The organism is Falsiroseomonas algicola, from assembly GCF_011040385.1.
In the GTDB taxonomy this organism is placed as follows: domain Bacteria; phylum Pseudomonadota; class Alphaproteobacteria; order Acetobacterales; family Acetobacteraceae; genus Falsiroseomonas; species Falsiroseomonas algicola.
Genome location: NZ_JAAIKB010000026.1, coordinates 20,308 through 43,696, shown reverse-complemented (window position 1 = coordinate 43,696; position 23,389 = coordinate 20,308). Strand labels below are relative to the sequence as shown.

Annotated in this window: 25 protein-coding genes and 1 pseudogene; 14 read left to right on the top strand and 12 right to left on the bottom strand. The window is 69.1% G+C overall.

Annotated elements, in window-relative coordinates; genetic code table 11:
- Positions 1-128 precede the first annotated feature (128 nt).
- From G3576_RS29660 to tnpA, 4 genes are all read right to left on the bottom strand, one after another.
- Positions 129-335 (bottom strand): hypothetical protein, encoded by a 207-nt coding sequence (locus tag G3576_RS29660; RefSeq protein ID WP_164698098.1) that lies wholly within the window; start codon positions 333-335, stop codon positions 129-131.
- A gap of 2 nt (positions 336-337) precedes the next feature.
- The gene (gene tnpC / locus G3576_RS29655; protein ID WP_164698097.1) at positions 338-1,924 is read right to left on the bottom strand and encodes an IS66 family transposase; all 1,587 of its coding nucleotides are present in this window, start codon (positions 1,922-1,924) and stop codon (positions 338-340) included.
- A 63-nt stretch (positions 1,925-1,987) separates the two neighbouring features.
- A complete protein-coding gene (gene tnpB, locus G3576_RS29650; protein ID WP_164698096.1) occupies positions 1,988-2,335 on the bottom strand; it encodes an IS66 family insertion sequence element accessory protein TnpB in 348 nt (115 codons plus the stop codon).
- Positions 2,332-2,733 (bottom strand): IS66-like element accessory protein TnpA, encoded by a 402-nt coding sequence (gene tnpA / locus G3576_RS29645; protein ID WP_164698095.1) that lies wholly within the window; start codon positions 2,731-2,733, stop codon positions 2,332-2,334. The genes tnpB and tnpA overlap by 4 nt, the downstream gene beginning before the upstream one ends.
- A 109-nt stretch (positions 2,734-2,842) precedes the next feature.
- Between tnpA and G3576_RS29640 the strand changes: the two are divergent.
- Positions 2,843-3,262, top strand: a pseudogene (locus G3576_RS29640) (integrase core domain-containing protein); the annotation flags it as partial.
- Positions 3,263-3,508: 246 nt separating this feature from the next.
- Here the strand turns inward: G3576_RS29640 and G3576_RS29635 are convergent.
- Both G3576_RS29635 and G3576_RS29630 read right to left on the bottom strand, forming a co-directional pair.
- Positions 3,509-3,685, bottom strand: a complete 177-nt coding sequence (locus G3576_RS29635; RefSeq protein WP_164698094.1) for a hypothetical protein — start codon at positions 3,683-3,685, stop codon at positions 3,509-3,511.
- Positions 3,686-4,125: 440 nt separating this feature from the next.
- Positions 4,126-4,956, bottom strand: coding sequence for an alpha/beta fold hydrolase (locus G3576_RS29630; RefSeq protein ID WP_164698093.1), 831 nt, complete (start codon positions 4,954-4,956; stop codon positions 4,126-4,128).
- 216 nt (positions 4,957-5,172) lie between these two features.
- Between G3576_RS29630 and G3576_RS29625 the strand changes: the two genes are divergently transcribed.
- A complete protein-coding gene (locus G3576_RS29625; protein WP_235952534.1) occupies positions 5,173-6,012 on the top strand; it encodes an SDR family NAD(P)-dependent oxidoreductase in 840 nt (279 codons plus the stop codon).
- A gap of 24 nt (positions 6,013-6,036) precedes the next feature.
- Here G3576_RS29625 and G3576_RS29620 read toward each other — a convergent pair whose 3' ends face one another.
- Positions 6,037-6,690, bottom strand: coding sequence for a beta/alpha barrel domain-containing protein (locus tag G3576_RS29620; protein WP_164698092.1), 654 nt, complete (start codon positions 6,688-6,690; stop codon positions 6,037-6,039).
- Positions 6,691-6,795: 105 nt separating this feature from the next.
- Positions 6,796-7,335 (bottom strand): fasciclin domain-containing protein, encoded by a 540-nt coding sequence (locus G3576_RS29615; protein WP_164698091.1) that lies wholly within the window; start codon positions 7,333-7,335, stop codon positions 6,796-6,798.
- Between the two features lie 285 nt (positions 7,336-7,620).
- Between G3576_RS29615 and G3576_RS29610 the strand changes: the two genes are divergently transcribed.
- A complete protein-coding gene (locus G3576_RS29610) occupies positions 7,621-8,175 on the top strand; it encodes a hypothetical protein (protein WP_207623104.1) in 555 nt (184 codons plus the stop codon).
- Here G3576_RS29610 and G3576_RS29605 read toward each other — a convergent pair.
- Complete coding sequence (locus G3576_RS29605) at positions 8,092-10,899, bottom strand: ATP-binding protein (protein ID WP_164698090.1); 2,808 nt, start codon at positions 10,897-10,899, stop codon at positions 8,092-8,094. The two genes, G3576_RS29610 and G3576_RS29605, sit on opposite strands and share 84 nt — an antisense overlap.
- A gap of 83 nt (positions 10,900-10,982) precedes the next feature.
- On the opposite strand from G3576_RS29605, the gene G3576_RS29600 reads away from it, so the two are divergent.
- The 11 genes from G3576_RS29600 to G3576_RS29550 all read left to right on the top strand — a co-directional run bounded on the left by G3576_RS29600 (position 10,983) and on the right by G3576_RS29550 (position 19,898).
- Positions 10,983-11,930, top strand: a complete 948-nt coding sequence (locus tag G3576_RS29600; protein WP_164698089.1) for a Bug family tripartite tricarboxylate transporter substrate binding protein — start codon at positions 10,983-10,985, stop codon at positions 11,928-11,930.
- Between the two features lie 129 nt (positions 11,931-12,059).
- Positions 12,060-12,602 carry a helix-turn-helix domain-containing protein gene (locus G3576_RS29595; protein ID WP_164698088.1) on the top strand — a complete coding sequence of 181 codons (543 nt, stop codon included), beginning with the start codon at positions 12,060-12,062 and terminating at the stop codon, positions 12,600-12,602.
- A 193-nt stretch (positions 12,603-12,795) separates the two neighbouring features.
- The gene (locus G3576_RS29590) at positions 12,796-14,289 is read left to right on the top strand and encodes a sensor histidine kinase (RefSeq protein ID WP_164698087.1); all 1,494 of its coding nucleotides are present in this window, start codon (positions 12,796-12,798) and stop codon (positions 14,287-14,289) included.
- A gap of 4 nt (positions 14,290-14,293) precedes the next feature.
- Positions 14,294-14,665, top strand: a complete 372-nt coding sequence (locus G3576_RS29585) for a response regulator transcription factor (protein WP_164698086.1) — start codon at positions 14,294-14,296, stop codon at positions 14,663-14,665.
- A gap of 5 nt (positions 14,666-14,670) precedes the next feature.
- The gene (locus tag G3576_RS29580) at positions 14,671-15,855 is read left to right on the top strand and encodes a sensor histidine kinase (RefSeq protein WP_164698085.1); all 1,185 of its coding nucleotides are present in this window, start codon (positions 14,671-14,673) and stop codon (positions 15,853-15,855) included.
- Positions 15,856-15,857: 2 nt separating this feature from the next.
- A complete protein-coding gene (locus G3576_RS29575; RefSeq protein WP_164698084.1) occupies positions 15,858-16,463 on the top strand; it encodes a response regulator transcription factor in 606 nt (201 codons plus the stop codon).
- 221 nt (positions 16,464-16,684) lie between these two features.
- Positions 16,685-16,909 (top strand): hypothetical protein, encoded by a 225-nt coding sequence (locus tag G3576_RS29570; RefSeq protein ID WP_164698083.1) that lies wholly within the window; start codon positions 16,685-16,687, stop codon positions 16,907-16,909.
- 95 nt (positions 16,910-17,004) lie between these two features.
- Complete coding sequence (locus tag G3576_RS29565) at positions 17,005-17,757, top strand: DUF3489 domain-containing protein (RefSeq protein WP_207623103.1); 753 nt, start codon at positions 17,005-17,007, stop codon at positions 17,755-17,757.
- Positions 17,757-18,455 (top strand): recombinase family protein, encoded by a 699-nt coding sequence (locus tag G3576_RS29560; RefSeq protein ID WP_164698082.1) that lies wholly within the window; start codon positions 17,757-17,759, stop codon positions 18,453-18,455. Before G3576_RS29565 ends, G3576_RS29560 begins: the two co-directional genes overlap by 1 nt.
- A gap of 76 nt (positions 18,456-18,531) precedes the next feature.
- The gene (locus G3576_RS29555; protein ID WP_164698081.1) at positions 18,532-19,062 is read left to right on the top strand and encodes a hypothetical protein; all 531 of its coding nucleotides are present in this window, start codon (positions 18,532-18,534) and stop codon (positions 19,060-19,062) included.
- A gap of 113 nt (positions 19,063-19,175) precedes the next feature.
- Entirely contained in the window at positions 19,176-19,898 is a 723-nt protein-coding gene (locus G3576_RS29550) for a hypothetical protein (protein WP_164698080.1), read from the top strand.
- Between the two features lie 77 nt (positions 19,899-19,975).
- Here the strand turns inward: G3576_RS29550 and terL are convergent, their stop codons facing one another.
- Genes terL through G3576_RS29535 form a run of 3 tightly spaced genes read right to left on the bottom strand, consistent with a single transcriptional unit; the run spans position 19,976 to position 23,053 of the window.
- Positions 19,976-21,436, bottom strand: coding sequence for a phage terminase large subunit (terL, locus tag G3576_RS29545; RefSeq protein WP_164698079.1), 1,461 nt, complete (start codon positions 21,434-21,436; stop codon positions 19,976-19,978).
- Entirely contained in the window at positions 21,426-21,800 is a 375-nt protein-coding gene (locus G3576_RS29540; RefSeq protein ID WP_164698078.1) for a hypothetical protein, read from the bottom strand. The genes terL and G3576_RS29540 overlap by 11 nt, the downstream gene beginning before the upstream one ends.
- Before the next feature lie 2 nt (positions 21,801-21,802).
- Positions 21,803-23,053 (bottom strand): site-specific DNA-methyltransferase, encoded by a 1,251-nt coding sequence (locus tag G3576_RS29535; RefSeq protein WP_164698077.1) that lies wholly within the window; start codon positions 23,051-23,053, stop codon positions 21,803-21,805.
- Between the last annotated feature and the right edge of the window lie 336 nt (positions 23,054-23,389).

Below are 23,389 nucleotides of genomic sequence, written 5' to 3'. Positions count from 1 at the left end.
CGCTGGCGACGGTGGTGGACACCTCGATCAGCGGCGCGCGGGTGGTGCGCGAGCTGGAGCGCTTGGTGGCCGAGCGGTATCCATCCGGCCAAGGCCGCGGGTGCTGAGCACTGGTACGAGGTGGCTGGTCACCGCTTCTGATCGGCGATTAGTTCCTTGAGGCTTTCGATGCCGCGCTCGGTGAAGCCCAGGGTGGCGTGCTCGTTGGTGTCGTAGATCCAGAGGCAGCCGTCCTCGGGCTCGAGTTGGTCGGCAATCTCGTCGAGGAGATCAACGGTCTCGCCGAGCATCTCGGCGGCGCGGGCGATGGTGAAGACGACGCCTGGGGCGGCCACGGTCAGGCGGCTTCGGCGGCGGGTCTGGCCTGCGCTGCCTTCCAGTTCCAGGGCAGCAGTTCGTGCAGGCGCGACGCCGGGTGGTCGGCGATGCGGGCCAGCACATCGGCGAGCCAGGCGCGGGGATCGACGTCGTTCAGCTTGGCGGTGGCGATGAGCGAATACATCGCCGCGGCACGTTCGCCGCCGCGATCGGAGCCGGCGAACATCCATGCCTTCCGGCCAAGGGCTACGCCACGGAGCTGTCGCTCGGCTGCGTTGTTCGTCAGGCAGATCTTCCCGTCGTGGAGGAAGCGGCTGAAGGCGTCCCAGCGGGTCAGCATGTAGTCCATCGCCTTGGCCACCTCGGCGTGGCGGGACATGCGGGCGCGCTGTTCGCGCATCCAGGTCTCGAGGTCGGTGACGAGGGGTGCGATTTGCTGCTGCCGCACGGCAAGGCGCTGTTCGGCGGGTATGCCGTTGATGGCGCGTTCTGCCGCGAAGATGGCGTCGATGCGCCGGACCGCCTCGGCGGCCAGCGGGGCGCGGGCGACCTCGGCGAGCTTGAACAGCTTGCGCCTTCCATGCGCCCAGCAGGCGGCCTCGGTGATCGGGCCTGGCTTTCGGTCGGGCGCGTAGAGCTCGTTGAACCCGGCATAGGCATCGGCCTGCAGGATGCCCGCGTAGCCGGCGAGGTGCCGCTGCGGATGCTCACCGGTGCGGTCGCGGGAGTAGCGGAAGGTCGCCGCGGGCGGTGCCGGCCCGGCAAAGGGCCGGTCGTCGCGGACATAGGTCCAGACCCGGCCGACGATGGTGCGGCCGCGGGCCAGCACGGGCACCGTGGTGTGGTCGCCGTGCAGCCGCGCGGCGGCGAGGACATGGGCGTCGATCAGCGCCATAATCGGCGCCAGGCCGGCGGTGCAGGCGCCGACCCAGTCTGCGACGGTGGAGACGCTGAGTTCGATCCCCTCGCGGGCGTAGGTTTCGCAGAGGCGGTTCAGCGGCAGGTGCTGGCCGAACTTGGCCTCCAGTATCATCGCCAGCAGCTGGGGACCGGCGCGGCCACGCGCGATCGGGTGGAACGGCGCGGGCGGCTGGGTGATGGTCTCGCAGGACCGGCAGGAGAACTTCTCGCGGACGGTCTGGATGACCTTCCACTGCCGCGGCACAACCTCGAGCGTCTCGGTGATGTCCTCGCCAAGCTTGGAGAGCTTGCCGCCGCAGCACGGGCAGGCGGAGGGCGCGGCGATCACCACGCGCTCGCGCGGCAGGTGCTCCGGCAGCGAAGTGCGGACTGGATGCCGGCGTGGTGACGTGCCGGTGGACGGCTTATCCTTGCCCGCGGCGGCCTCGGCCTTGGCGGCATCCTCGCTGGCGGCGGCGACGAGCTCGCCGAGTTCCAGCTCAAGCTGGTCGATCAGCTTGCGCCCGCGTTCGGAGGAGGCGCCGAACTTGTCATGCTTGAGCTTGGCGATGAGCAGCTTGAGGTGCGCCACCATGGCCTCGGCGCCGGTCGCCCGCGCCTCGGCCTCCTGTCGTGCCAGGCGCTCGGCCGCAAGCGCCGCCTGCAGGGCGGCGAGGTCGTCGGCGGTGCTGTCCGGCGCGGGCATCACGTCGAGGATCGAATCACACCCGACCCGCGGCAGGAAGCCGAAATTCGCTGCGACGACAGTCTATCCAGCGACCTCGGGCCGCCAAGTTCGCTGCGGGTTCCGCCAGTCGATCCCGTCGAGCATGTAGGCCAGCTGTGGGCCGGAGATCGCCACGCAGCCCTCCGTCGGCGAGGGCCATATGAAGCGACCGCGCTCCAGCCTTTTCATGTAGAGCGACATGCCGACCCCGTCGTGCCAGATGATTTTGACCAGGTCAGCCTTGCGGCCTCGGAAAACAAAGAGATCGCCGGCATGGGGATCGCGCCCGAGCGTCTGCTGCACCTGCAGCGCAAGGGACTGCATGCCGCGGCGCATGTCCGTGTGACCCATCGCCAGCCAGACGCGGACGCCGGAGGGGACCGGGATCATCCGCGCAGCGCCGACAGCACACGACGAAGGGCTGCGGTGCCGACCGTCTCGGGGACCCGCACCGCCGTGCCGTCGGCCAGCACGATCTCGATGCGGTCGTCGCGTTCGACCGACGCATCGGCCGCAGGCCGCGGTGCAGTGATCCCGGCCGATGGCGGCGCTGCCATCGATGTCCGCTCCGGCGCGATCTGCACCGGCATGAAGGACGGCGTCTCCTCCGCCACCAGGACGCCTGAGCGAACCTCCTTGCGCCAGGACCACAGCACGCTCCGGCTCACCTCGTGCCGCCGCGCCACCTCCGCGAAGCACGCCCCCGGCCGTTCAGCCTCAGCGACGATCCGCAGCTTATCCTCAACACGCCATCGGCGCCGACGCTCGACGCCGCTGATGATTTCCATGCCGCCAACCCGCTCCGTCCTTAGCAACACTCTTACGAGCGTCGATAAGATCAGAAGGCAGGTTCACCCCCGCGCCGGAAGGCGGCCCTCACCGGAGGAATACGCCGAGCGGCGCTTGCCTGCGATGATCGTCAGCGACAACGGCACGGAGCTGACCTCGGTGGCGGTGCTGCGGTGGGCGGAGGAGCGCGGCGTCGAATGGCACTACATCGCGCCGGGCAAGCCGCAGCAGAATGCGTTCGTGGAGAGCTTCAACGGCCGCCTGCGGGACGAATGCCTGAACGAGCACGTGTTTGGCTCGCTGAGCGAGGCGCGTCGGCTGATCGAGGCCTGGCGCGAGGACTACAATCGGGTCCGGCCCCACGGCAGCCTCGGCGGCCTGACGCCGGAGGAGTTTGCGAGACACAGCGCCCGCGCGAAGGATCGGGCCGAGGGCGCTGCGCTACTCGAGGGCTCCGCGCCCTCGGCCCGATCCACCACAGCCCCGACCAGGGGCAAACGAAGAACGGGTCCAAGTTATCCGCGGTAGGAAAGCGGGGAGCACGTCAGCCAGCATGCCGTTGTCCTGCGAATGGCGGCCGAAGAAGTCGTGGGTCCGTGACAGGAAGGCGGTCCATGCCTTCGGCGACAGTGCGCCCCGCTGGTCTTCCCCTTCATGGCCAAATCGCACCGTCCGTCTTGACTAGCGGTGTTGCCATGGCGTCGCGGCTGGCGGCCATGGCGAGACCGCGCCGAACAGCGAGCTGTCTAAGCCGGGCAGGGCTCTGGTCGGCCGTCACCGATCGCCGTGCTTGCGGCTGGCCTGGGTCGCCTTGTTGACGCCGCCGTGCTTCAGGTCACCGCTGTTCCTGGAGCCCGCGCGGGCGTCCTTGGGGTTGGCCTTGCCGGGGGCGGCGTTGTTGCCGCCCTGGGGCGCACGGCCGGCGGCGGGGAGGGGAGGGAGCTTGGCCATGCTGCTGGTGTCCTTTCGGGACGGCGCCGCCGGCGTCCGGCGTGCGGTAAATGCGAAGTAGCGACCGGGTAGCGGTGGAAACCGCAGAATCCCGGCGTGGGTCGACGCAGCAAAGCTAAGGCAGATCAACGTTGTAAGGCTTGTGGGGTAGATCGGGCTACCCTCAAGGTCCAGAGAGTCCCCGGCGTCCAGAGAGCTGTTAGGGCCGTTCGTTCCGGCCTCGATCCATCAACCCTAGCGCCAAAACCGTGGCGAGACGGGCGTTTCTACGCGGTCTGCACAGTGGTGGAGAGGGTTTGCGGGAAGTCCGACTGGAGCAGCGGTGGAAACCGGGGAATGAAGTTCTCTGGGCTCATTGCGTAGACCGCCGCGGCATCGCCTGCAGGCGGCGTTGGTGAGAGGCGGATTGCGACAACCGCCTCTCGGCGCCGACCGAAGGCTCAGCGCTGGATGAAGGCCAGCAGATCCGCGTTCACCAGATCCGCGTTCATGGTGCACACCCCATGGCCGAGACCCTGATACGTCTTCAGGGTGCCGTCGCGGATCAGCCTGGCTGCGAGCGGCGCCGAGTCCGCATAGGGAACGATCTGGTCGTCGTCGCCGTGCAGCAGCAGCACCGGCACGGCGATCGCCTTCAGGTCCTCAGTGAAGTCTGTCTCGGAGAAGGCTTGAATGCAGTCATACTGGGGCTTGATGCCGCCCATCATTCCCTGGCGCCACCAATTGTCGATTACCCCCTGGCTGGCTGCGGCACCGGGCCGATTGAAGCCGTAGAACGGGCCGGCGGGCACGTCGCGATAGAACTGCGCGCGATTTGCAAGGAGCGCTGCGCGGAACCCGTCGAACACCTCGATGGGTAAGCCACCCGGATTGGCGGCGGAGCGGACCATGATGGGCGGAACCGCCCCGATCAGCACGGCCTTCGCGACGCGCCTCCCGCCATGGCGGGCGACGTAGCGCGTCACCTCGCCGCCGCCGGTCGAATGGCCGATATGCACGGCACCTTGGAGGTCGAGTGTTGCCGCCAGGGTCGCCACATCGGTGGCGTAGGTGTCCATCTCGTTGCCGAGCCAGGCCTGGCTGGACCGTCCATGGCCGCGGCGGTCATGGGCGATCACGCGAAACCCCTTGGCCAGGAAGTAGGTCATCTGCGCGTCCCAGTCGTCCGCGCTCAGCGGCCAGCCGTGATGGAAGACCAGGGGCTGCGCGTCCTTCGGGCCCCAGTCCTTGTAGAAGATCTCGGTGCCATCGCGCGTCGTGATCGTAGGCATCGGCAGGTGCTCCTCATTCCCATCCCGGCCGGAACGTCCCGGCGCGTGGCGACAGCATGTTGCAGGGGCATAGGGGAGCGCTTGCTCAGGACCTCCCGAACATGTCGGAAGTTGCCGCCGTGTTGTCGCATGCCAGGCGGCGGCTAACGGCAAATCAGGATGCCTCATGCAAGCCGCGGCTACCGTACCTCGCCATGCTTCGCGCGGTGCCATGTGATGGCGCCGCGATCCTTTGGAATGGGAGCTGACAGCATGGATCATCAGGAGAAACGGGGCACTGCCCTCATCACCGGCGCCTCCTCTGGCATCGGCGCAACCTACGCGGCCCTGCTCGCTCGCCGTGGCCATGACCTGCTCCTGGTGGCACGCGATGCGGGACGGCTGCGCGCGCTGGCCGATCGCCTGCGCGCCGAGGCCGGTGTGATGGTGGACGTTTTGGTGGCTGACCTGACGGAAGCAGAAGGCTTGGCGGCGGTGGAACATCGCGTGCAGTCGGATTCCGCCATCCGTATGCTGGTGAACAATGCGGGGCTGGGGCCGACCGGGCCGGCACTGGCGTCGGACCTTCGGCAACTCGATCGCATGCTGGCCCTGAACGTCGCCGCCCTTCACCGCCTAGCGCTGGCGGCCGCGCAGGCCTTCATCGGGCGCGGCGGCGGCACGCTCGTCAATATCGCTTCCGTGGTCGCGCTCAACCCGGGCGTCTTCCCGCCCACCTATGTAGCCAGCAAGGCCTTCGTGTTGGCGCTGACCGAGTCCCTGGCCGGCGAGACGGCGGGCCGCGGCCTGCGCCTGCAGGCGGTGATGCCGGGCCTGACGCGCACCGAGATCTTCGAAAGGGCGGGCCATGATGCGAACCGCCTCGACCCGGAGATGGTGATGGAGGCGGAGGAGATGGTGTCAGCCGCCCTGGTCGGGCTGGACCAGGGCGAGCTGGTGACCATCCCGTCACTGCCCGATGCCGGTCTCTGGGCGGCGCTGGTTGCTGCACGTCAGGCGATGGCGCCCGACCTCTCGCGGCGCCACCCTGCGGCGCGCTATCGCCTTCCGGCCTGAAGGATGGTGCCGGGGGCGCGTTCGTCAGCGCCTCCGGCCCGCGGGCTTGCTGCTGGACAGTGCCTCCGGCAACTCGCCATCGGCGTCGAAACCGATCGCGTCGGCCCAACGGCTCTCCACCAGGCCCGCGGCCTCCGCGGCCGCCAATGCGCCGGATGCGATGATGGGCCAGCGGAACACCGACCGCAGCCGCTGGCGCGCCTCGCCATGGGCCGGCGGATCCGGCAGATGCACGAAGCCCAGTTCCAGCTCGTTCAGGATCGCGAGCAGGCCAGCCGTGGCATCGAAAGCCGCGCGCTGACCGCTGCCGGGCAACCGCACGGCCAGCCGGGCGGGACCCCAGCGGCGAATGGCGTCATCGAGGATGGGCAGCAGTCGCGCCGGCGTCAGGCCCGCGGAGTCCAGTTCAAGCCCGTCGCAGCCGCCATCCATGGCAGCGGCTGCCAGGCGCGCCGCCCCTTCGGCAGGAAGGGCGGCGACGATGTGGCTGCCTGTTGCGTGCACCGCGGCGGCGGCGCCGGCCCAATCCTGGCCGGCTGCGATGATGACGCCGCCGGCGCGCAGGCTGGCGTGCCGATCCAGCGCGGCCGGCACCGTGTGGGCCAGCAGCACCGCGCGGTGCGAGAGATGCATGGCGCCCAGCGTCAGCGGTGTCAGGATCTTGGGGGTGGCGGCCATGCTCATTGGGGCCTGGTCCCGCTGGGTAAGCGGCGATGGGCGCCGGGCCCTGGCTCGGGTCGAGACGACGCCGCGCCGCTGTTCGACGGCGCGGCGGCTTCCGGATCAGCGCACGAGCGCTGTGTCGATCACATGCACGACGCCGTTGGAGCACAGGCGGTCGCCGAGCGTCACCACCGCCCGCTGGCCGTTCGGGGCTGTGAGCACATAGGCACCGCCCTCATTGGCGATGGTCAGCTGCGTGCCGGCCCGCGTGCGCATCGTGACACTCTCCCCCGGCCGCAGCGAGGAGGAGGTGTAGCGACCCGGCAGGATATGCGCGTTGATGACCGCCGGGCCGACGACCGGATCGGCCGTCCGTTCGCCGCTCGTCTGGCCGGGGAAGACGACATTGGCAAGCCCCGGCGCCACCTTCGCGACGGCGTCGTCCGTCGGCACAAAGATGGTGAAGGGGCCGACCTCGCGCAGGTCCTGCGCCACATGGGTCCGCACGGCGACATCGACGAAACGCGAGGCGCCGGGCATGGCGGCGAGCGTGTCGATGCAGTTGGTGTTCTGCGCCGCGGCGCCGCCCGCGGTCAGCACGAGGCCGGCGAGGCCGAGCGTGGCGGCAGCGATGCGCGGGAGGATCGGTCGGCTGGTCATGGCTTGGTCTCCGCGATGTCGGGCGCCGTGCGGCTCACCCGGGTTTCTGGGCGTCCCGCCATGGCCTTCCGGCCGTGTCGCGACGGGGCAAACCATCGCAGCGCCACCCTGTTGACGATTGCATGAATGGCTCGCGGTTTGGACCGTGCCGCCGTCCCCGCCCCTCGCGCGGCACGGCGCATTTCGCCAAGGCCGCTACGCCACGCCAAGCGGGGTCGCGCCACGCAAAGCCATGATGGCGCCATGGCTGCCCATACGGGGGCAGCGCAACAAGGGAGTGCGATCATGCCTGGCGTATCCTTCGAGGTCTTCACGGCGCTGCACATCGGGGTAAGCCTGGCCGGCATCGGCACGGGGCTGGTGGTGCAGGGCGCGCTTCTCAGCGGTCACTGGCTGCCGCGCTGGACTGCGGCCTTCCTGCTGACCACCACGCTGTCCGCTTTGAGCGGCTTCATGTTCCCCTCCGGCATCACGCCGGCGCAGGTGGTGGGCGTGCTGACCATGCTGGCGCTGCTGGCCAGCGCCTGGGCGCTTTACGCATCAGGTCTGCGCGGCGCCTGGCGCGGCGTCTTCATCGTCGGCGCCGCGGCCGCGCTGTACTTCAACCTTTTCGTGGCCGTGGTGCAGATGTTCCAGAAATTCCCGAGCCTCTCCCTGCTGGCTCCGACGCAGACGGAGCCCGCCTTCGTGGGCACGCAGGTTGCGCTGCTGGCCGGCTTCCTGATCCTGGGCCGTGTCACCTGGCGCGGCTTCGTGTCACGGCGCGGCGAGCAGGGCGTCGGCGTGGCGGAGATCGGCGGTGGCGACGCCCTGCTTAAAGCGGGCGCGCACCGCCTCTAGCCGGTCCAGTGCCGCGCGGCGCCGTTCGCCCGGCAGGTCATGCTCCGCGAGGCTGGTGGCGACGCGCAGCTCCCAGCCCAGCGCGCACTGCCGTCGCGTCAGTTCCAGGGCCCGGTGCAGCGTCTCCGCCGCCGCCGCACCGTCGCCCCGCTGCAGCAGCGCCAGCGCCTCGCCGCGCAGGATCTCCGGGCCGCACCAGGTATCCCCATGCTCTGCCGCGCGCCGAAGGGCCAGTGGCGAGGCAAGAAGCGGATCAAAGGTGCCGAGGAGGTCCGCCTGGAGTGCGCCCAACGGCAGGCTCCGCAACTGCATGGCGATCCTCGGCCGCGTGTCCGCATCGGCGCGTGCGAAGTCCAGCACCTGGCCGTGGAGGCGACGCCAGCCTTCCCAGTAGCCGAAGCTGAGATTGGCGGATTGGTCGAGCAGCAGCGACACATAGTCTGCCGCTGCGCTGAAGTCGCCGTTCCAGAAGGCGATCGGGCAGGCGGCAAACGACAGAAGGTAGCAGAGCGGTGGCGGGTAGCCGAGGGATTGCGCCTGCTCGACCCCCTCCGCCGCCATCGCCGCCGCCGCGTCAGGCTCGCCCTGGATCCACAGGATGCGGGATAGATGGGAGCGCGCGGCGACGCGGTTATCGTATTCGTGGAAGCTCTTGTGGGTGTTGCGGAAAGCCTCCGCCGGATGGCCCAGGGTGCGCGCCGCGTAGCGCCGCGCCTCCGCCTGTCGGCCCACCAGGTGCAGGCCGAGGCCCATCATGCGGTCCCTGACCAGCGTTTCCGGGATGTCGCCGCAGGCGTCGGTGACGGCCGCGAAGCGTTCGCAGAAGCCGAGGGCACCGTGGTAGTCGCCTTGGACATACCGCTCCCGTGCCAGGGCCCAGAGGGCACGGAGCTGATGCAGGGTGGAGCCGAGCGATTCGGCCAGCGCCAGCGCACGGGCGGACAGCGTCGCCATCTCCGGCGTGGGGCCTCGCGTGTTGAAGATGGCGGCGCCGGCTGACAGGCAGAGGGTGAGTTCCACCTCGCTGCCGCGCAGCGCGGTGTGCGGCAGTCTGGCCAGCGCCTCCTCGGCGCGGGCCCGAAACTCCTGGCCCAGCGACAGGGCGAACCAGAGCGGCGCCGAGGCGGCGGCCAGCGCAATACCCGTCTCCAGCGCGCCGTTCGGGGCGAAGCAGCGGTCGAGCGCGGCTCTGACGTCGTCGATCCAGGCGGCGTGCCGATCCAGCCAGGCCGACCGCTCCAGCACCTCCCAGTCCCGCTCGGCCCCGACCAGCGTGGCGAGGCAGAGCCGGGCATGGCGCGCCGCCACCTCGGGCTCCTCCGCCGTGGCGGCCAGCTTCTCCGCGGCATAGGCACGCGTCATCGCGAGCAGCCGGTAGCGCGGCACCTCGCCGCTGATGTCGACGGACAACAGGGACTTGGCGGCGAGGCTCGCCAGCCCTTCCATCGTGTCGCCCCGGTTGGCCTGCGGGCCGCCGGCCACGTCATGCGCGGCCGCCAGGGTGAAGCTGCCCCGGAAGACGGCGAGGCGCCGCAGCAGCGCCTGTTCCGCGGGCTCCAGCAGCGCATGGCTCCAGTCCAGCGTGCCGCGGAGCGTGCGGTGGCGGGGCAGCGCGGTGCGCCGGCCCGCCGCGAGTGAGGACAGGCTGTCGTCGAGGCCTTCAGCCAGGCCGGCGAGGCCGAGGAATTCGACCCGCGGCGCGGCCAGTTCGATCGCCAGCGGAATGCCCTCCAGCCTGCGGCAGATGGCGGCGATGAGCGGCGCTTCCGCGTCACCCGGCGCGAAGCCATCCATGCAGGCCGCCGCCCTTTCGTGGAAGAGCTGGACGGCTGCATGGCGCATGGCTTCCGCCATCGTTAGAGGCCCCGCAAGCGGCAGCGCCAGCGGCGACAGCCGATGCACCCATTCGCCGCTGGCGCGCAGCGGTTCGCGGCTGGTGGCAAGCAGCCGCAGGCCTGGCAGGCCAGCCAGCAGCGTTTCCGCCAGCGTGGCCGCGGCATCCACCAGATGCTCGCAGTTATCGATCACCAGCAGCAGCGACCGGCCACGCAGGGCAGCCACCAGGTCGCGCGCCTCCCCGCTCGGCAGCGGCACGTCGAGCGTGCCGGCAATGGCCGTCGCGAGATGCGCGGGATCGGACAGCGGGGCGAGATCGACGAAGCGGGCATCCTGCCCATGGCGTTCCGACAACGCCTCCGCCACCGCGACGGCCAGCGTGGTCTTCCCCATGCCCCCCGGGCCGACAATCGTCATGAAGCGGCGTTGCGCCATCTGCGCGGCCAGGTCGCGGAGCGTGTCCTCCCGCCCCAGCATCCGAACCAGCGTTGGCGGAAGGCGGGATTCGGCCGGGCGGGGTGCCGGCAGCGCCGCGCCCGGGCCATCGATCCGCTGCACCGGCGCGGCGAAGACATACCCGCGGCCAGGGACATTCACGATGTAGCGGCGCTCGGCATCATCCGCACCGAGCACCTTGCGCAGCGCGGCGACGTGAACGCGCAGCGTGCTGTCATCAACGAAAACGCCGGGCCAGACGCGCGCCTCCAGCGCATCGCGCGTCATCAGTTCTCCCGATTGCTCGACCAGTGCGCGCAGGATGTCGAAGGCCCGGCCGCCGAGGCGCACGCGGCGTTGGCCATCGAAGAGGGCCTGCTGCTGCATGTCGAGACGGAAAGTCCCGAAGGTCCAGATCGGGGCGGTGGTCACGAGGTCGGCCATCAGCACCATGTGGCAGGCTCGCCCGTCGCGATGGTTTGGTGTGCGATGCGCTGCGGCGCCGTGCTACAGGCTAGGACGACAGGAGGCGACCGATGTCGACCAGCCGCAGAGCCGTTGCCGCCGGCCTTCTCGGTGCGGTGCTGTCCCGCCCCGCCCTCGGCCAGGGAAGCTGGCCATCGCGCCCCATCCGCCTCGTCGTGCCCTTCGCAGCGGGCACCACCGTGGACACGCTCGCGCGCCGGCTCATCGGCCCGCTCGGCGACGCGCTTGACCAGCCGGTGCTGGTGGATAATCGCGGTGGGGCCGGCGGGAATCTCGGTGCTGTCACGGTCGCCCGCGCCCCAGCGGATGGCTATGCGCTGCTGCTCGGCACGATCGGCACGCATGGCGTGAACGCCAGCCTCTATGCCGATCAGGGTTTCGATCCGCTGCGCGACTTCAGGCCGATCTCGCCCTATGCGGAGACGCCGAACGTGCTGCTCGCCCGCAGCGACCGATTCACGGATCTTAACGCCCTGCTCACGGCAGGCAGGCGCAGGTCGGTTTCCTTCGCATCCACCGGCACGGGCACTACGGCGCACCTCGCCATGATCCTCTTCGCTCGCGCCACCGGCATCCAGGTCGAGCACGTGCCCTACAACGCCCCCGCGCAGGCGGTCGCCGACCTGCTGGCCGGCCGCGTCGATGCGATCTTCTACCACCCCGGCATCTTCCGCGGGCAGATCGAGGATGGCGTGCTGCGGCCCTTCGCTGTCACGGCCCCGGAAAGGGCAGCGTTGCTGCCTGGCGTGCCGACGACGGCGGAGCTGGGATGGCCGGCGGTGCGCGTGCAGGGGTGGTGCGGCATCTTCGCACCGGCCGGGCTGCCCGACGCTGTCGCCCGCCGGCTGGAGGAGGCGATGCGGACAGCGAAGCAGGAACCGGCATTGGATGCCGCGCTGGTGGCGCTGGGCGCGGCGCTGATGCCGGGCGGTGCAGCGCAGCTTGCCGATCTCGCGATGCAGGAAGTGGAGCGTTGGCGTGGCATGATCTCGCCCTAGGCCGGCCAGCGGCAGCGCAGCGAATCTTCGCAAGCCTTCACTCACGCTGCGCAGGCTTGGCCCGGCAACTTTCCCTCCACGGTCGCCCTGGCCCATTGGGCACCGCCGAGATAAGGAAGGAATCGAGCCATGCAGACCCAGCACCAGCCCATTAGTGTCTCCGCCGGCACTACGCCGGGCGGGCCGCCGCATCTGGCCACCGCGATCCTGGCCGATCTGCTCGAACGCGCCGACCATGAGATGGGCCGGGACATCGTTGCGGCTCGCGGGCTGCTCGCCCGCGCCACGGCGCTGCTGCGCCCCGTGACGGCTGCGCCGCAGGCCGCCCGTGCAGGCTGCCTCGCGCCCTGGCAGCAGCGCCGCGTCCGCGAACTCGTCGCGGTGAGCCTGCATGAGACCTTGCGCGTCGAGGACCTGGCCTCGGCGGTCCGGCTGAGCACGAGCTACTTCACCCGAGCCTTCAAGGCGAGCTTCGGCGAGACGCCACATGGCTATCTGCTGCGCATGCGGGTCGAGCAGGCGCAGCGCATGATGCTGGAGGGGTCTGAGCCCTTGGCCCAGATCGCGCTGGCGTGCGGCCTGGCCGACCAGGCACACATGTCGCGTGTTTTCCGCCAGGCGACGGGCAGCAGCCCGAGCGCATGGCGGCGCCGGCACGCTGCTGCCATTTGAAGCCTCCAGGCCTGCTTCCACTGCGGACATGGGCCAGGAACCTGCCAAGGCTCTGACCTGGCTGTCGCCTATACGAAGGTATAGGGCGATCTGGGACCTGAAGGGGCAGAAGCGGTCTTGCTGGAAGCACCGCAAGGCCTAGGCTGGCGTTCCAGCGGTCCCCCTGGGCCTGGAGGTGGAAGGAGACGTCCCCATGCGGGCCGAGACAGCGAAGCCCGTTTTTTCGCTGTGGCCGGGGCAGCCGGGCGCGGCGCCTGCGGAAGGCGGCACGCCGTCCACCGGAATGCCGGCCTGGGCCAGTGCTGCCCGGCGGGCGCCGGGGCGTCTTACCGCTCTGGGTCTCGTCGCGCTTGGCTTTGTCCTGGCCGCGGCCGTTGGGGGCTATCTGCTCGGCCTGGCCGGCGATGACGCGCCCGGCGCCTGGCATCTGCCAGCCATCGTCGTCGGCGTCCTTGCCGTCTGCCTGGCGCTGGCAGGATCCGGGCTGCTTGCTCTTCGCTTGGTCCGGGCGGAGAGGCGCGCGCTGGCGATCTTCGAACGCGCTGGCGTCTCCCTCTGGGAGGAGGATTGGAGCCCCGTTGCGCAGGCGATCATCGCGCTCAAGCGCGCCGGCATCCACGACATGCAGACCCATTTCACCGCCCATCCGGACGCGCTGCGCGCGCTGCGCCGGCAGGTGACGATCCGCAACGTCAACGCCTTCACCGTGCAGATGATGGGGGCGCGGAGCCCCGCCGACTTCATCGGTCCGCTCGACCGCATCCTGCCGGACACCGACCAGACGTTCGTGCAGTGGCTGGTGGCGCTGGCGGCCGGCGCGCCGGTGTTCCGATCGGAAGCCCACATCACGCGGCCGGATGGCAGCGTGATCGACACACTCTTCGCCGCCGAACTGCCATCCGACCTCGATGGGTTCCGCCACATCATCGTCACCGCCATCGACATCACCGGCTACAAGGCATCCCATGCGCGCCTAGTGGCCGCGGAGACCGAACTGGCGCGCGCGTCGCGCGTCATCACCGTCGGTACGCTCACGGCTTCCCTCGCGCATGAGGTGAACTCTCCCCTTTCCGCCATCGTGCTGAACGCAGAAGCCTGCATGCGCTGGCTGCGACGACCGGTCCCGGAGATCGCGGAGGCCGAGGCCGCGATCGCTCAACTGATGCAGGAGGCGACGCGGGCACGCGACGTGGTGGCGCGCACCCGTTCCTTTCTTAGCAACACACCCCGCCACCGCCGACTCGTGGATCTAGCGGAGACAGCGCGTGATGCCATCATGGTGGTCGGCCGAGAGATGAGGGAGCTCGGCATCTCCGTTCATTTCGATGCCGATGCCGGATTGCCACGTGTCTCCGCGGACGCCGTGCAGATCCAGCAGGTACTGGTGAACCTGCTGCTGAACGGCGCACAGGCGATGTCAGAGGTTCCCGGGCCCCGGGACCTGACCATCCGGCTGCATGCGGCGGCCGAGGCCGTGCAGGTGGACGTGCAGGATTGCGGCTGCGGCATCGCCGCCGGATTGATGGAGCGTATCTTCATGCCCTTTCAGACCACGCGACCCGGCGGCATGGGGATGGGCCTTGCCATCTGTCGCAACTGCATCGAGTCGCACGGTGGAAGGCTGTGGGCCGACAGCACGCCGGGGCAAGGCACGACCTTCCACTTCACCTTGCCGGTGCAGGGCTGAGGTGATGGACGCCCGTGTGATCGCCGTGGTGGATGACGACCAGGGCATACGGATGGCGTTGCGCAGTCTTCTCCGATCGGTCGGCTACACTGTTCAGCTTTTCGCCGACGGGCCGAGCTTCCTTGCCGATGCCGACCCCACACCGCCAGACTGCCTCGTCACCGACATCCAGATGCCCGGAATGAGCGGGCTCGACCTGCAGCGCGCCGTTCGAGCCCGGTATCCTCACCTTCCCGTCATCATCGTGACAGCATTTCCTGAGGAGGCAATCCGCAAGCAGGCCATGGCCGATGGCGCGCGCTGCTTCCTCAGCAAGCCCTTCGATTCCGAGGCCATCCTGCGCTGCCTGACCGAAGCGCTCGACGAGACCGGCTGACGACGATGGACAACGCCCGGCCACCCTTCGCCGATACGCTGGACCGGACGGGCATCTCCATCTGGGAGGAGGATTGGTCGGCCGTGGGTGCCGCACTGGGGGCGATGCGGGCCGCAGGTCACGACCCCCTCGCGCGACTGGCAGAGGAGCCGGCGTTGCTGAGCAGGTTGCACGGCACCGTGCGGATCACCGATGTCAATCAGGCCACGCTGCAACTGATGGGTGTCACGCACCGGCACGCGCTGATCGGATGGCTAGCCGATATCGTGCCATTCTCGGCGCAGACCTTCACTGCGTGGGTTTCGGCCCTGGCGCGCGGCGACAGTTTCCTGCGCGTCGAGAGTCATGTCAGGCGCGCCGACGGAGCGCTGCGGGACTGTCTCGTCATGGCGAAGCTTCCGGTGCGGGAGGCGGACTTCGCGCGGCTGCTCGTCTGCGTAGCAGATATCACGGACTACAAGGCGGATCAGGCGCGGTTGGCGGAGGCCGAGCGCGAGGGTTACCGCGCGTTCCGGACATCGGCCGTCGATGTGCTGACGGCGGCGATCGCCCATGAAGTCAAGAACCCCCTGGCCGCCGTTGTCACCAATGCGGAGGCGGCGTTGCGCTGGCTTCGTCGCCTCCACCCTGATATCGCCGAAGCCGATGCAGCCATCGTGGCGCTGATTGAAGATGCGTTGCGCGCACGTGACGTCGTCGACCGCACGCGTCTTCTGCTATCACGGAGCATGGCTCGGCCCCTTGCGGTGGATGCACGGCGCGCCGCCGACGACGCAACCCGCTTGGTCGAGCACGACATGCGCGCCGCGCGGGCTGAGCTGCACCTGGAGGCAGCCGCCACTACTCCCAGGATTCTGGCAGACCCCGTCCAGCTCGGCCAGATCCTGGTGAACCTGCTGCGCAACGCGGCGCAAGCCGTTGAAGGGGCGTTTGGCAGACGGGACGTCGTGCTTCGCCTGTGCCCGCATGACGATGGCGTTCTCATCGAGGTCGCCGATAGCGGGCCAGGCATCTCCGCGACGCAGCTGACCCGCATCTTCGAACCCTTCTACTCGACGAAGGATGGCGGGCTGGGGGTGGGTCTCGCCATCTGCCGGCGGTGCACGGAGGCAAATGGCGGGCGCATCTGGGTGACGAATGGTGACGCAGGCGGCGCAATCTTCCACGTTGTGCTGCCGGCGGCACCCTGACCATGGAACCGTTGATCCACATACTCGAGGACGATGCCTCGCTTCGTGATGCGCTTGTGCGGTTCTTCCGTTCCACGGGGCTAGATGCGGTGGCTTACGCCTCGGTCGCGTCCTTTCTCGAGGAGCGGGATGTTAATCGGCCGGGCTGCCTGATTCTTGACGTGCGCCTGCCAGACATGGACGGCCTCGACCTTCATGCGCAGTTCAATGGGCTCGGGATCACCCTTCCGACCATTGTCGTCACGGGACATGGCGACATCCCCATGTCGGTACGCGCCATGAAGGCCGGCGCCGTAGACTTCCTGGCAAAGCCCTTCCGGGACGCTGACATCCTGGCCGCCGTGGAGGTGGCGCTCGAGCGCGATCGAGAGCGTCGAGCCTCAAACGGGGAGGTGATGGATGTGCAGTCCCGCTACGCGACGTTGTCACCGCGAGAGAAGGAGGTCGGTGGCCTGATCGTGCGTGGGCTGATGAACAAACAGGTCGCGTGGGAACTGGGCTTGAGCGAAATCACGGTGAAAATCCATCGGCGCGCGGTGATGCAGAAGATGGGCACAAAGTCGTTGGCTGACCTTGTGAGACTGATGGAGCGGCTTCGGCGGCTGTGAGGCAAGATCTTCGAAAGGAGCCTTCAGCTGCAGGATGTTGCCCCTTCAATAGACGCTGTCCGCGCCTGGCGGCGACCCGACAGGCTGGCATTGAGACAACTAGAGGCGGGCTGCCGAGGGGATCCGCGCTAAACTAACTTCGCTTGGCTCCAGACTTCGCTTGGCTACCGCGCGCCGTAGAGCGAAGTGTCCGTCACGCGGAGAGCGAGACGGAGACGGCGATGACGAAGCAGGAAGCCAACCAGCAGCGCAGCCTCGACGCCTTCATGGCGAGGAAGGCGGAGTTCGACGCGGTGCTCGGCGAGCTGCAGCAGGCCAGCGCGGACCACTTCGGCGCCGACCCTGATGCGGTGCTCTGGGGCGAGGCGGCCTGGCTCGCCGACGCCACTGCGAAGCTGAAGGACATTGCTGACCAGCACTTTCGGCGCGGCGGATACGCGCCGTAACGCGGCGCTGACCCCGCCACGCCCCGACAGGCCAGGCCTGCGGGGCTCGGGCTCGTAGCACCCGGATGGTCGGGTGCGGCACGAGGACCCCGACGATGAAGCTCTCCGACACGCAGACGCAGATCCTGGCCGCGGCGGCGACGCACCCGATGCGGCTTGCCATCCCGCCCGCCAAGCTGCCGACCGCTGCCCGCGAGGCGGTCCGCAAGAGCCTGCTCGCGAAGGCGCTGATCGAGGCGGTGGAAGTTGATGCCGCCGACGAGCGCGACGCCTGGATTACTGAGGCCGGGCCGGTTACCTATCGTCTTGTGGCGCAGGGGCCCGCAGAAGCCGCTACGGCGGCCGTACAGGCCATTGAGGCCCCCGGCGGCCGCGACGGCGCGGCGGAGGCGACACCGCCCCACACGGCGCCCACAGAGTCCCTGGCGACCGTGTCCACGCATCAGCGCCCCAGCGGCGTGCGCAACGCCGCCACAGCCGTCCGGGCCGCCTGGGAGACCCGCAGCGATAGTCCCGGCGCGCTGGAGGTCGCCATCGCCACGCTCCAGGCTGCCGTCGCCGGTAAGCCCGCCCGACCGGCCCGCGAGCCAGGCGCTCCCCGCGCACCGCGCCAAGGCACGAAGCAGGAGCAGGTGCTGGCCCTGCTGCGCCGGCCGGAGGGCGCCACGATCGCCCAGGTCATGGAGGCGACCGGCTGGCAGCAGCACACGGTCCGGGGGTTCTTCGCCGGCATCAAGAAGCGCCAGGGCATCGCGGTGGAGGTCATGGAGCGGGTGCGCCAGGTCGGGCCGAACAACACCGGCGCGAAGGGCTCCTACAGCATCTACCGCATCGCCGAGGCCGGCTGATGCGGCCTGGTGCTGCGGCGCCGCGCTACGCGGTCGGGCTCTACCGGGTCTCTACCGCTGAGCAGGGGCAGAGTGGGCTCGGGCTGGAGGCGCAGGCCGCCTCCGTCCGCGCCTTCGCGGCGAGCCAGGGCTGGTTCCTGGTCGCCGAGTATTCCGACATCGCCAGCGGCAAGGACGACCGCCGGCCGGGCTTCCAGGCGGCACTGACGCGGTGCCGGCAGCTTGGCGCAGTGCTGGTGGCGGCGCGGCTCGATCGGATCACCCGCCGCGCCCATACGCTGTCGCAGCTGCTGGAGGACGGCGTCTCAATCCGGGCGGCAGACATGCCGGGCGCGGACGACCTGATGATGCGGGTGTATGCGGCAATGGCGCAGAAGGAGCGGGAGCTGATCGCCGAGCGGACCAGGGCCGCTCTGGCCGCCGCCAAGGCCCGTGGGCGGCTGCTAGGCGGCGACCGGGGCTACCGGCCAGCTGCCGGACCCGACGCCGCTGCGGCCGCCCTGGCGCGGCGAGAGACGGCAGAACGGGCGGCGCATCGGCTGGTGCTAGAGGTGGAGCGGCTGCGGGCCGAGGGCGTCGAGGGTCAGGCGGCGATGGCGCGGGCGCTGAATGAGCGCGGGGTGCCGACGCCGCAGGGCAGGGGTGCCTGGACTCATACGACGGTGGCGCGGGTGATGGCGCGGAGCGGCGGCGCATAGGACATCACGCTGCGCTTGCCATTGATCGCGAGTTCTGTTTTTGTTCTGGGGCTCCCTGAGCCCAGGAAGACGCATCATGCCGGATCCATCGACCCCTCCGGCGCACCGCGCGCCGCCATTGATCTCGCCGGTGGTCTGGCACGCCATCAGGACGGCGCGGGATGCCGCCCTGGCCGCGGGCGCGACCCCGGCGGATGCGCTGGAGTCGGCCCGTCAGCTGGCGCTCGCCGTGTTTCCGGCGCTGCCCCGGCCGCATCTGCGTGAAGCGCTCGACGCTCTTGCTTCGGCGCCGGCGCGACCCGCCGGCAAGGGGCGGCTTGACCATGGCGTGGGGCAGCCAGTCACCTTCCGGCTCACACCCCATCCCGATCGGCGCTGGCATGCTGACTGGCTGGCCAGCCGCTACGCCGGTCCCTGCTTCGTCAGCGCAGCCGACGAGGATGGGGCACGAACTCTCGCGGCCAGGCATTTCCGGGCGCCGCGGGAGATGCCCTTCGGTGGCGATCCATGGCGGCGCCGAGACTTGGTGGAAGCCGCGGTGGGCGGGAAGCTGCCGCCGCTGCCGTATGGGATGGTGGTGCCGATGGCAGGACGGATCGGGGCGTAGGGCTCATCATGCCCAGAGCGTCTAGCGAAGGCGCCAATACTGCAATATCGTAATGAGCGATGCTGAGCTGCTGTGCAGTTCGGGTCGCGGATTGGTGCAGGCGGGGTTGGCCGATGTCATGGGAGGCGGGGTTAGTTGCCAAGATCTGGTCTCAGATTGACAGGCCGGCGAGCTACAATTGGAAGCTCAACCCGATAGCCCGGCAGCGCTTGGTTGCATTGTCCGAGAAAATCGATCTCGCTTCGGCGCCGGAAGACTCCAGCGCCTTCAATCGCAAACTGCGCGAAATCATCTCGCCGCACCTTCGTGGTGGCAACCCAGATCTTCGTAGGTCGCTGATCGCTTGGATCATCGTGGAGTGGGGCGGGATAAAGCGAAATCACGCTGCCAAGCTCGATGGCTATGCTCATCGCCTGAAAGCGTTCGACGACGCGAGCATCGCCTCCTTCATTGCCAGCCAGGGTACCGAGGGCGTTTCCAGCTGGAGCAAGGTCATCGCGCTTGCGCGCCCTGGTGAGCACGCGATCTATGACGCACGGACAGCCGTAGCGTTGAACTGTGTACTTTCTCACCTCGGGGACCAGCGCGCGTTTGCGATGCCGCAGAGCCAGAGTCGCGTGATAAGACCAGCCGCTATCCGACTGAGGACGTGCCGACGTAAGACGCATCTCCAAGCCGATTGGTCCGGCTACATTGAATACTTGCAACTCCTCCGAGCCATGGTCGCGCTCCCAGCGTCGACGGCGCCTAAGTCCATCTTGGATGCTGAGATGCAGATCTTTGCGGTGGCGCCATTAATCGCTAGCGAGTTCCTGCTGACTTCGACGGTCCAGTGAGCCTGCGGAGCGTTTGGCACCAACCTGTTCACCACCGACCAACTGTCGTAGGTCGGTGGTGAACAGGGGCGCCGCCGTCACGCGACCTTCCAGCCGCTGACTGATCCATCGCGATCCCGATCGAAGGCCCGCGCCCATCGGTCGATCGGTACCACCTTCTCGTGCCGCGGCGTCCGGCCCGATACCATCCGATCCAGCAGCTGTCCGACCAGGCCGAGCGCATCGACCTGATCGTCGTGCTTGCCGGCAGGGAAGGTCAGCAGCTCCGCCTCGAAGGCCTGCCGCCACGGCGCCTGCCGCAGCACGTGCAGCCCCTCCAGCGCCATGCGGCCTCGGATTGACTGCGCCCGCACCGCCTTGTCGCCGCGGGTCGGGAAAGCCTGGCGTGCGACATAGGCCTGCCGCTCCCTCATGCGGCGCCCGAGGAAGGGCCCGATGCCGGCGCGGATCTGCCCCGTCTCCTCCGCCCAGCCGATCGGACGCCACTGCCGCACGAGATCGCAGAAGGCCTCGATCCAGATGTCGGACGCCGCCTGGCCGCGCCAGAGGTCCAGCAACCAGAGCCGCCCCTGCGGGTCCATGCCGACCACGACGTGGACGGTGTAGTCGCCGCCATTCGCCGTGACCGCGTAATCCGAGGCGCCGTAGATCCGCATCGTGGCCTGGTCCGGCAGCTGGTCCGCCAGTTGCAGCCATTCCCGCCGGAAGTAGTCGCCAGTGTCGGGCACGGGCTGCTGCTGGTAGAGCGCGGACCAGCTGCGCGTGCTCGCCTCGGCCTTCACACGGGCGAGCGAGGCGGCATAGCCGTACCCGTCATCGCCCCAGAGCATCTCGCCGGGCGCCCGGCCCAGCGGGTCGTCGGCCTCGGCTTCCGCCGGCAGCGACACCACGCGCCACTGGCCGCGCTGCGCTTCCAGCAGCCGGCCTGCCAGGTCGTCCTCATGCCAGCGCGTCTGCACCACGACGATGGATGCGCCAGGCTTCAGCCGCGTGCGGAGGTCATCCTGGAACCATTCCCAGACCCGGTTCCGTCGGACCTCGCTGTCCGCCTCCTCGCGCGACTTCACGGGATCATCGATCAGCGCCAGGTCGGCACGCAGGCCGGTGATGACCCCGCCGATGCCGGCAGCGCGGTACTCGCCGCCATTCGTCGTGGTCCAGAGGTCCTCGGCCTCGCGCTCCAGCCTGTAGCCCAGCGCCAGGCCATGGCTGCGGATGCGGCCCCGGACGCGGCGGGAGAAGGCGCCGGCGAGGTCGGCGGTGTTGCTGGTGGCGATGACGCGGCGATCGGCGCCCTGGGCCAGGAACCAGGCGGGGAAGAGGTCCGAGGTGTAGGTGGACTTCGCCGACCCCGGCGGCATGAACACCATGAGGCGATCCTGCCGACCATCGGCCACCGCCTGAAGCTCTCGGATGAGCAGGCGGTGATGCGCCGCCGGCACAAAGCCCTGGGGTGCCAGGGCGTGCTCGCACCACAGGCCGAAATCCCGGCGAAGCGCGCGGCGCTGGGCGAGTAGGGCGGCTGGGCTAATCTCCATCGATCGTCAGGCGCGCAGTGCGTTCCCGCGCGATCTCCTGCGCAAGTTCCTCGTCCGTCATCTCGATCACCGGCTTGGTGGAGAGGACAATCTCCTGCTTCTCGCGCCAGCCAGCGCGGGCCTTCATCCAGAAGATCGCCGCCGCCGTGTTCTGACCGGAGGTGGCCATACTGAACAGCGTCTGCGCCACCTTGGTCGTGGCTTCGATGGAGCCGCGGTCGAGCTCACGCCGGAAGTGCTTGCGCAGTGTCTTGGCGTCGATCTCGAGGATGGTGGCGATGTCGGTCTGCGGGATGCCGTAGCCCGACATGGCCCGAACGGTGCGCCGCTGCTCCTCGGTCGGCTGGTAGGTGGTGCCGGACATGATCAGGTACCTTCCGCGGCGCGGGCGGAAGCGATCTCGGCAAAGCTGCGTCCGTCGCCGCTGAGCAACGCTGCCTGCCCGGCGAAGGCCTGCCAGCGCAGCACCGCCACATCGACATAGGCCGGCGAGAGCTCCACGGCGTAGCAGGCGCGCCCGGTCATCTCGGCGGCGATCAGCGTGGTGCCGGAGCCGGAGAAGGGCTCGTAGACCGCCTGGCCGGGACTGGAGTTGTTCTCGATCGGCCGGCGCCTGCACTCCACGGGCTTCTGGGTGCCATGGACCGTCTCGGCATCCTGGCCGGTGCTGGCGATCTGCCAGAGCGTGGTCTGCTTGCGGTCGCCCATCCAATGGCCGGTACCGCGGACGGCGTACCAGCAGGGTTCATGTTGCCAATGATAATGCCCGCGCCCCAGCACCAGGCGATCCTTCGCCCAGACGATCTGCGCCCGGATGTCGAAGCCGCAGGCGACGAGGCTCTCGGCGACCGTGGTGGCGTGCAGGCCACCGTGCCAGACATACGCAACATCACCCGGGAACAGCGCCCAGGCCTCGCGCCAGTCAGCGCGGTGGTCGTTCAGTACCTTGCCCGTACGAGCGGTCTTGCTGCCGGCGAGCGCCGAATTCCGCCAGGCCGGATCGTACTCCACGCCGTAAGGCGGGTCGGTCACCATGAGATGCGGACGGACGCCGGCGAGCACGCGCTCCACGGTGCCGGCGTTGGTGGCATCGCCGCAGATGAGGCGGTGCCGGCCAAGCAGCCAGACGTCGCCAGCCTGGCTGACGGGCGCTTCGGGCACCGGCGGCACGGCGTCGGGGTCCGTGAGGCCACCGCGTTCGTCGAACAGCAGCTTTACGATCTCGTCGCGGTCAAAGCCGGTGAGCGCTAGATCGAAGCCCTCGGCCTGAAGGTCGCCCAGCTCCAGCCGCAGCATCGCCTCGTCCCAGCCGGCGGAGAGCGCGAGGCGGTTGTCGGCGAGGACATAGGCGCGGCGCTGTGCGGCGCTCAGGTGGCCCAGCTCCAGCGTCGGCACTTCCGCCATGCCGAGCTTGCGCGCGGCCAGCAGGCGCCCGTGGCCGGCGATGACGCCGCGCTCACCATCGACGAGGATGGGGTTGGTGAAGCCAAACTCGCGGATGGACGCGGCAATCTGCGCCACCTGCGCGTCGCTATGCGTGCGCGCGTTCCTCGCATACGGCACCAGGTCGGCGACGCGGGCGGTGTTGTAGGCAGGGAAACAGTGGCTCGTGGTCATCCTGCGCCTCTCGCCGCAGCGCGAGGTCGGCGCCGCGTGCGTCACAGAATGCACGAGCAGGAATCACGACTTCAACGCGACGTTCTTGCGATGGGATACGTAGGACTACGATGTGTGCAGTAATTTACCAAGAACTGTTCCGAGCCTGTCGCCGGCGTGAAGCGCGTGTCTGCGATCGTGGCGGTGGGTTCGGTTGATTCCGATCGGTGTTTCCAGCCCTACTCATGAAACTGTCAACACACATGCACACACACATAGTGATGTACCTGTCTGCCACTTTCCATGCCTTGCTTAGAAACACCGACCGACTTCCACCTAACCCACCGGGTTGCCGTA

Excerpts from the sequence above, each read along its gene's own strand:
- tnpC (WP_164698097.1), bottom strand. The coding sequence starts at position 1,924 with ATGCCCGCGCCGGACAGCACCGCCGACGACCTCGCCGCCCTGCAGGCG.
- tnpB (WP_164698096.1), bottom strand. The coding sequence starts at position 2,335 with ATGATCCCGGTCCCCTCCGGCGTCCGCGTCTGGCTGGCGATGGGTCAC.
- tnpA (WP_164698095.1), bottom strand. The coding sequence starts at position 2,733 with ATGGAAATCATCAGCGGCGTCGAGCGTCGGCGCCGATGGCGTGTTGAG.
- G3576_RS29635 (WP_164698094.1), bottom strand. The coding sequence starts at position 3,685 with ATGGCCAAGCTCCCTCCCCTCCCCGCCGCCGGCCGTGCGCCCCAGGGC.
- G3576_RS29630 (WP_164698093.1), bottom strand. The coding sequence starts at position 4,956 with ATGCCTACGATCACGACGCGCGATGGCACCGAGATCTTCTACAAGGAC.
- G3576_RS29625 (WP_235952534.1), top strand. The coding sequence starts at position 5,173 with ATGGCGCCGCGATCCTTTGGAATGGGAGCTGACAGCATGGATCATCAG.
- G3576_RS29620 (WP_164698092.1), bottom strand. The coding sequence starts at position 6,690 with ATGGCCGCCACCCCCAAGATCCTGACACCGCTGACGCTGGGCGCCATG.
- G3576_RS29615 (WP_164698091.1), bottom strand. The coding sequence starts at position 7,335 with ATGACCAGCCGACCGATCCTCCCGCGCATCGCTGCCGCCACGCTCGGC.
- G3576_RS29610 (WP_207623104.1), top strand. The coding sequence starts at position 7,621 with ATGCCTGGCGTATCCTTCGAGGTCTTCACGGCGCTGCACATCGGGGTA.
- G3576_RS29605 (WP_164698090.1), bottom strand. The coding sequence starts at position 10,899 with ATGGTGCTGATGGCCGACCTCGTGACCACCGCCCCGATCTGGACCTTC.
- G3576_RS29600 (WP_164698089.1), top strand. The coding sequence starts at position 10,983 with ATGTCGACCAGCCGCAGAGCCGTTGCCGCCGGCCTTCTCGGTGCGGTG.
- G3576_RS29595 (WP_164698088.1), top strand. The coding sequence starts at position 12,060 with ATGCAGACCCAGCACCAGCCCATTAGTGTCTCCGCCGGCACTACGCCG.
- G3576_RS29590 (WP_164698087.1), top strand. The coding sequence starts at position 12,796 with ATGCGGGCCGAGACAGCGAAGCCCGTTTTTTCGCTGTGGCCGGGGCAG.
- G3576_RS29585 (WP_164698086.1), top strand. The coding sequence starts at position 14,294 with ATGGACGCCCGTGTGATCGCCGTGGTGGATGACGACCAGGGCATACGG.
- G3576_RS29580 (WP_164698085.1), top strand. The coding sequence starts at position 14,671 with ATGGACAACGCCCGGCCACCCTTCGCCGATACGCTGGACCGGACGGGC.
- G3576_RS29575 (WP_164698084.1), top strand. The coding sequence starts at position 15,858 with ATGGAACCGTTGATCCACATACTCGAGGACGATGCCTCGCTTCGTGAT.
- G3576_RS29570 (WP_164698083.1), top strand. The coding sequence starts at position 16,685 with ATGACGAAGCAGGAAGCCAACCAGCAGCGCAGCCTCGACGCCTTCATG.
- G3576_RS29565 (WP_207623103.1), top strand. The coding sequence starts at position 17,005 with ATGAAGCTCTCCGACACGCAGACGCAGATCCTGGCCGCGGCGGCGACG.
- G3576_RS29560 (WP_164698082.1), top strand. The coding sequence starts at position 17,757 with ATGCGGCCTGGTGCTGCGGCGCCGCGCTACGCGGTCGGGCTCTACCGG.
- G3576_RS29555 (WP_164698081.1), top strand. The coding sequence starts at position 18,532 with ATGCCGGATCCATCGACCCCTCCGGCGCACCGCGCGCCGCCATTGATC.
- G3576_RS29550 (WP_164698080.1), top strand. The coding sequence starts at position 19,176 with ATGTCATGGGAGGCGGGGTTAGTTGCCAAGATCTGGTCTCAGATTGAC.
- terL (WP_164698079.1), bottom strand. The coding sequence starts at position 21,436 with ATGGAGATTAGCCCAGCCGCCCTACTCGCCCAGCGCCGCGCGCTTCGC.
- G3576_RS29540 (WP_164698078.1), bottom strand. The coding sequence starts at position 21,800 with ATGTCCGGCACCACCTACCAGCCGACCGAGGAGCAGCGGCGCACCGTT.
- G3576_RS29535 (WP_164698077.1), bottom strand. The coding sequence starts at position 23,053 with ATGACCACGAGCCACTGTTTCCCTGCCTACAACACCGCCCGCGTCGCC.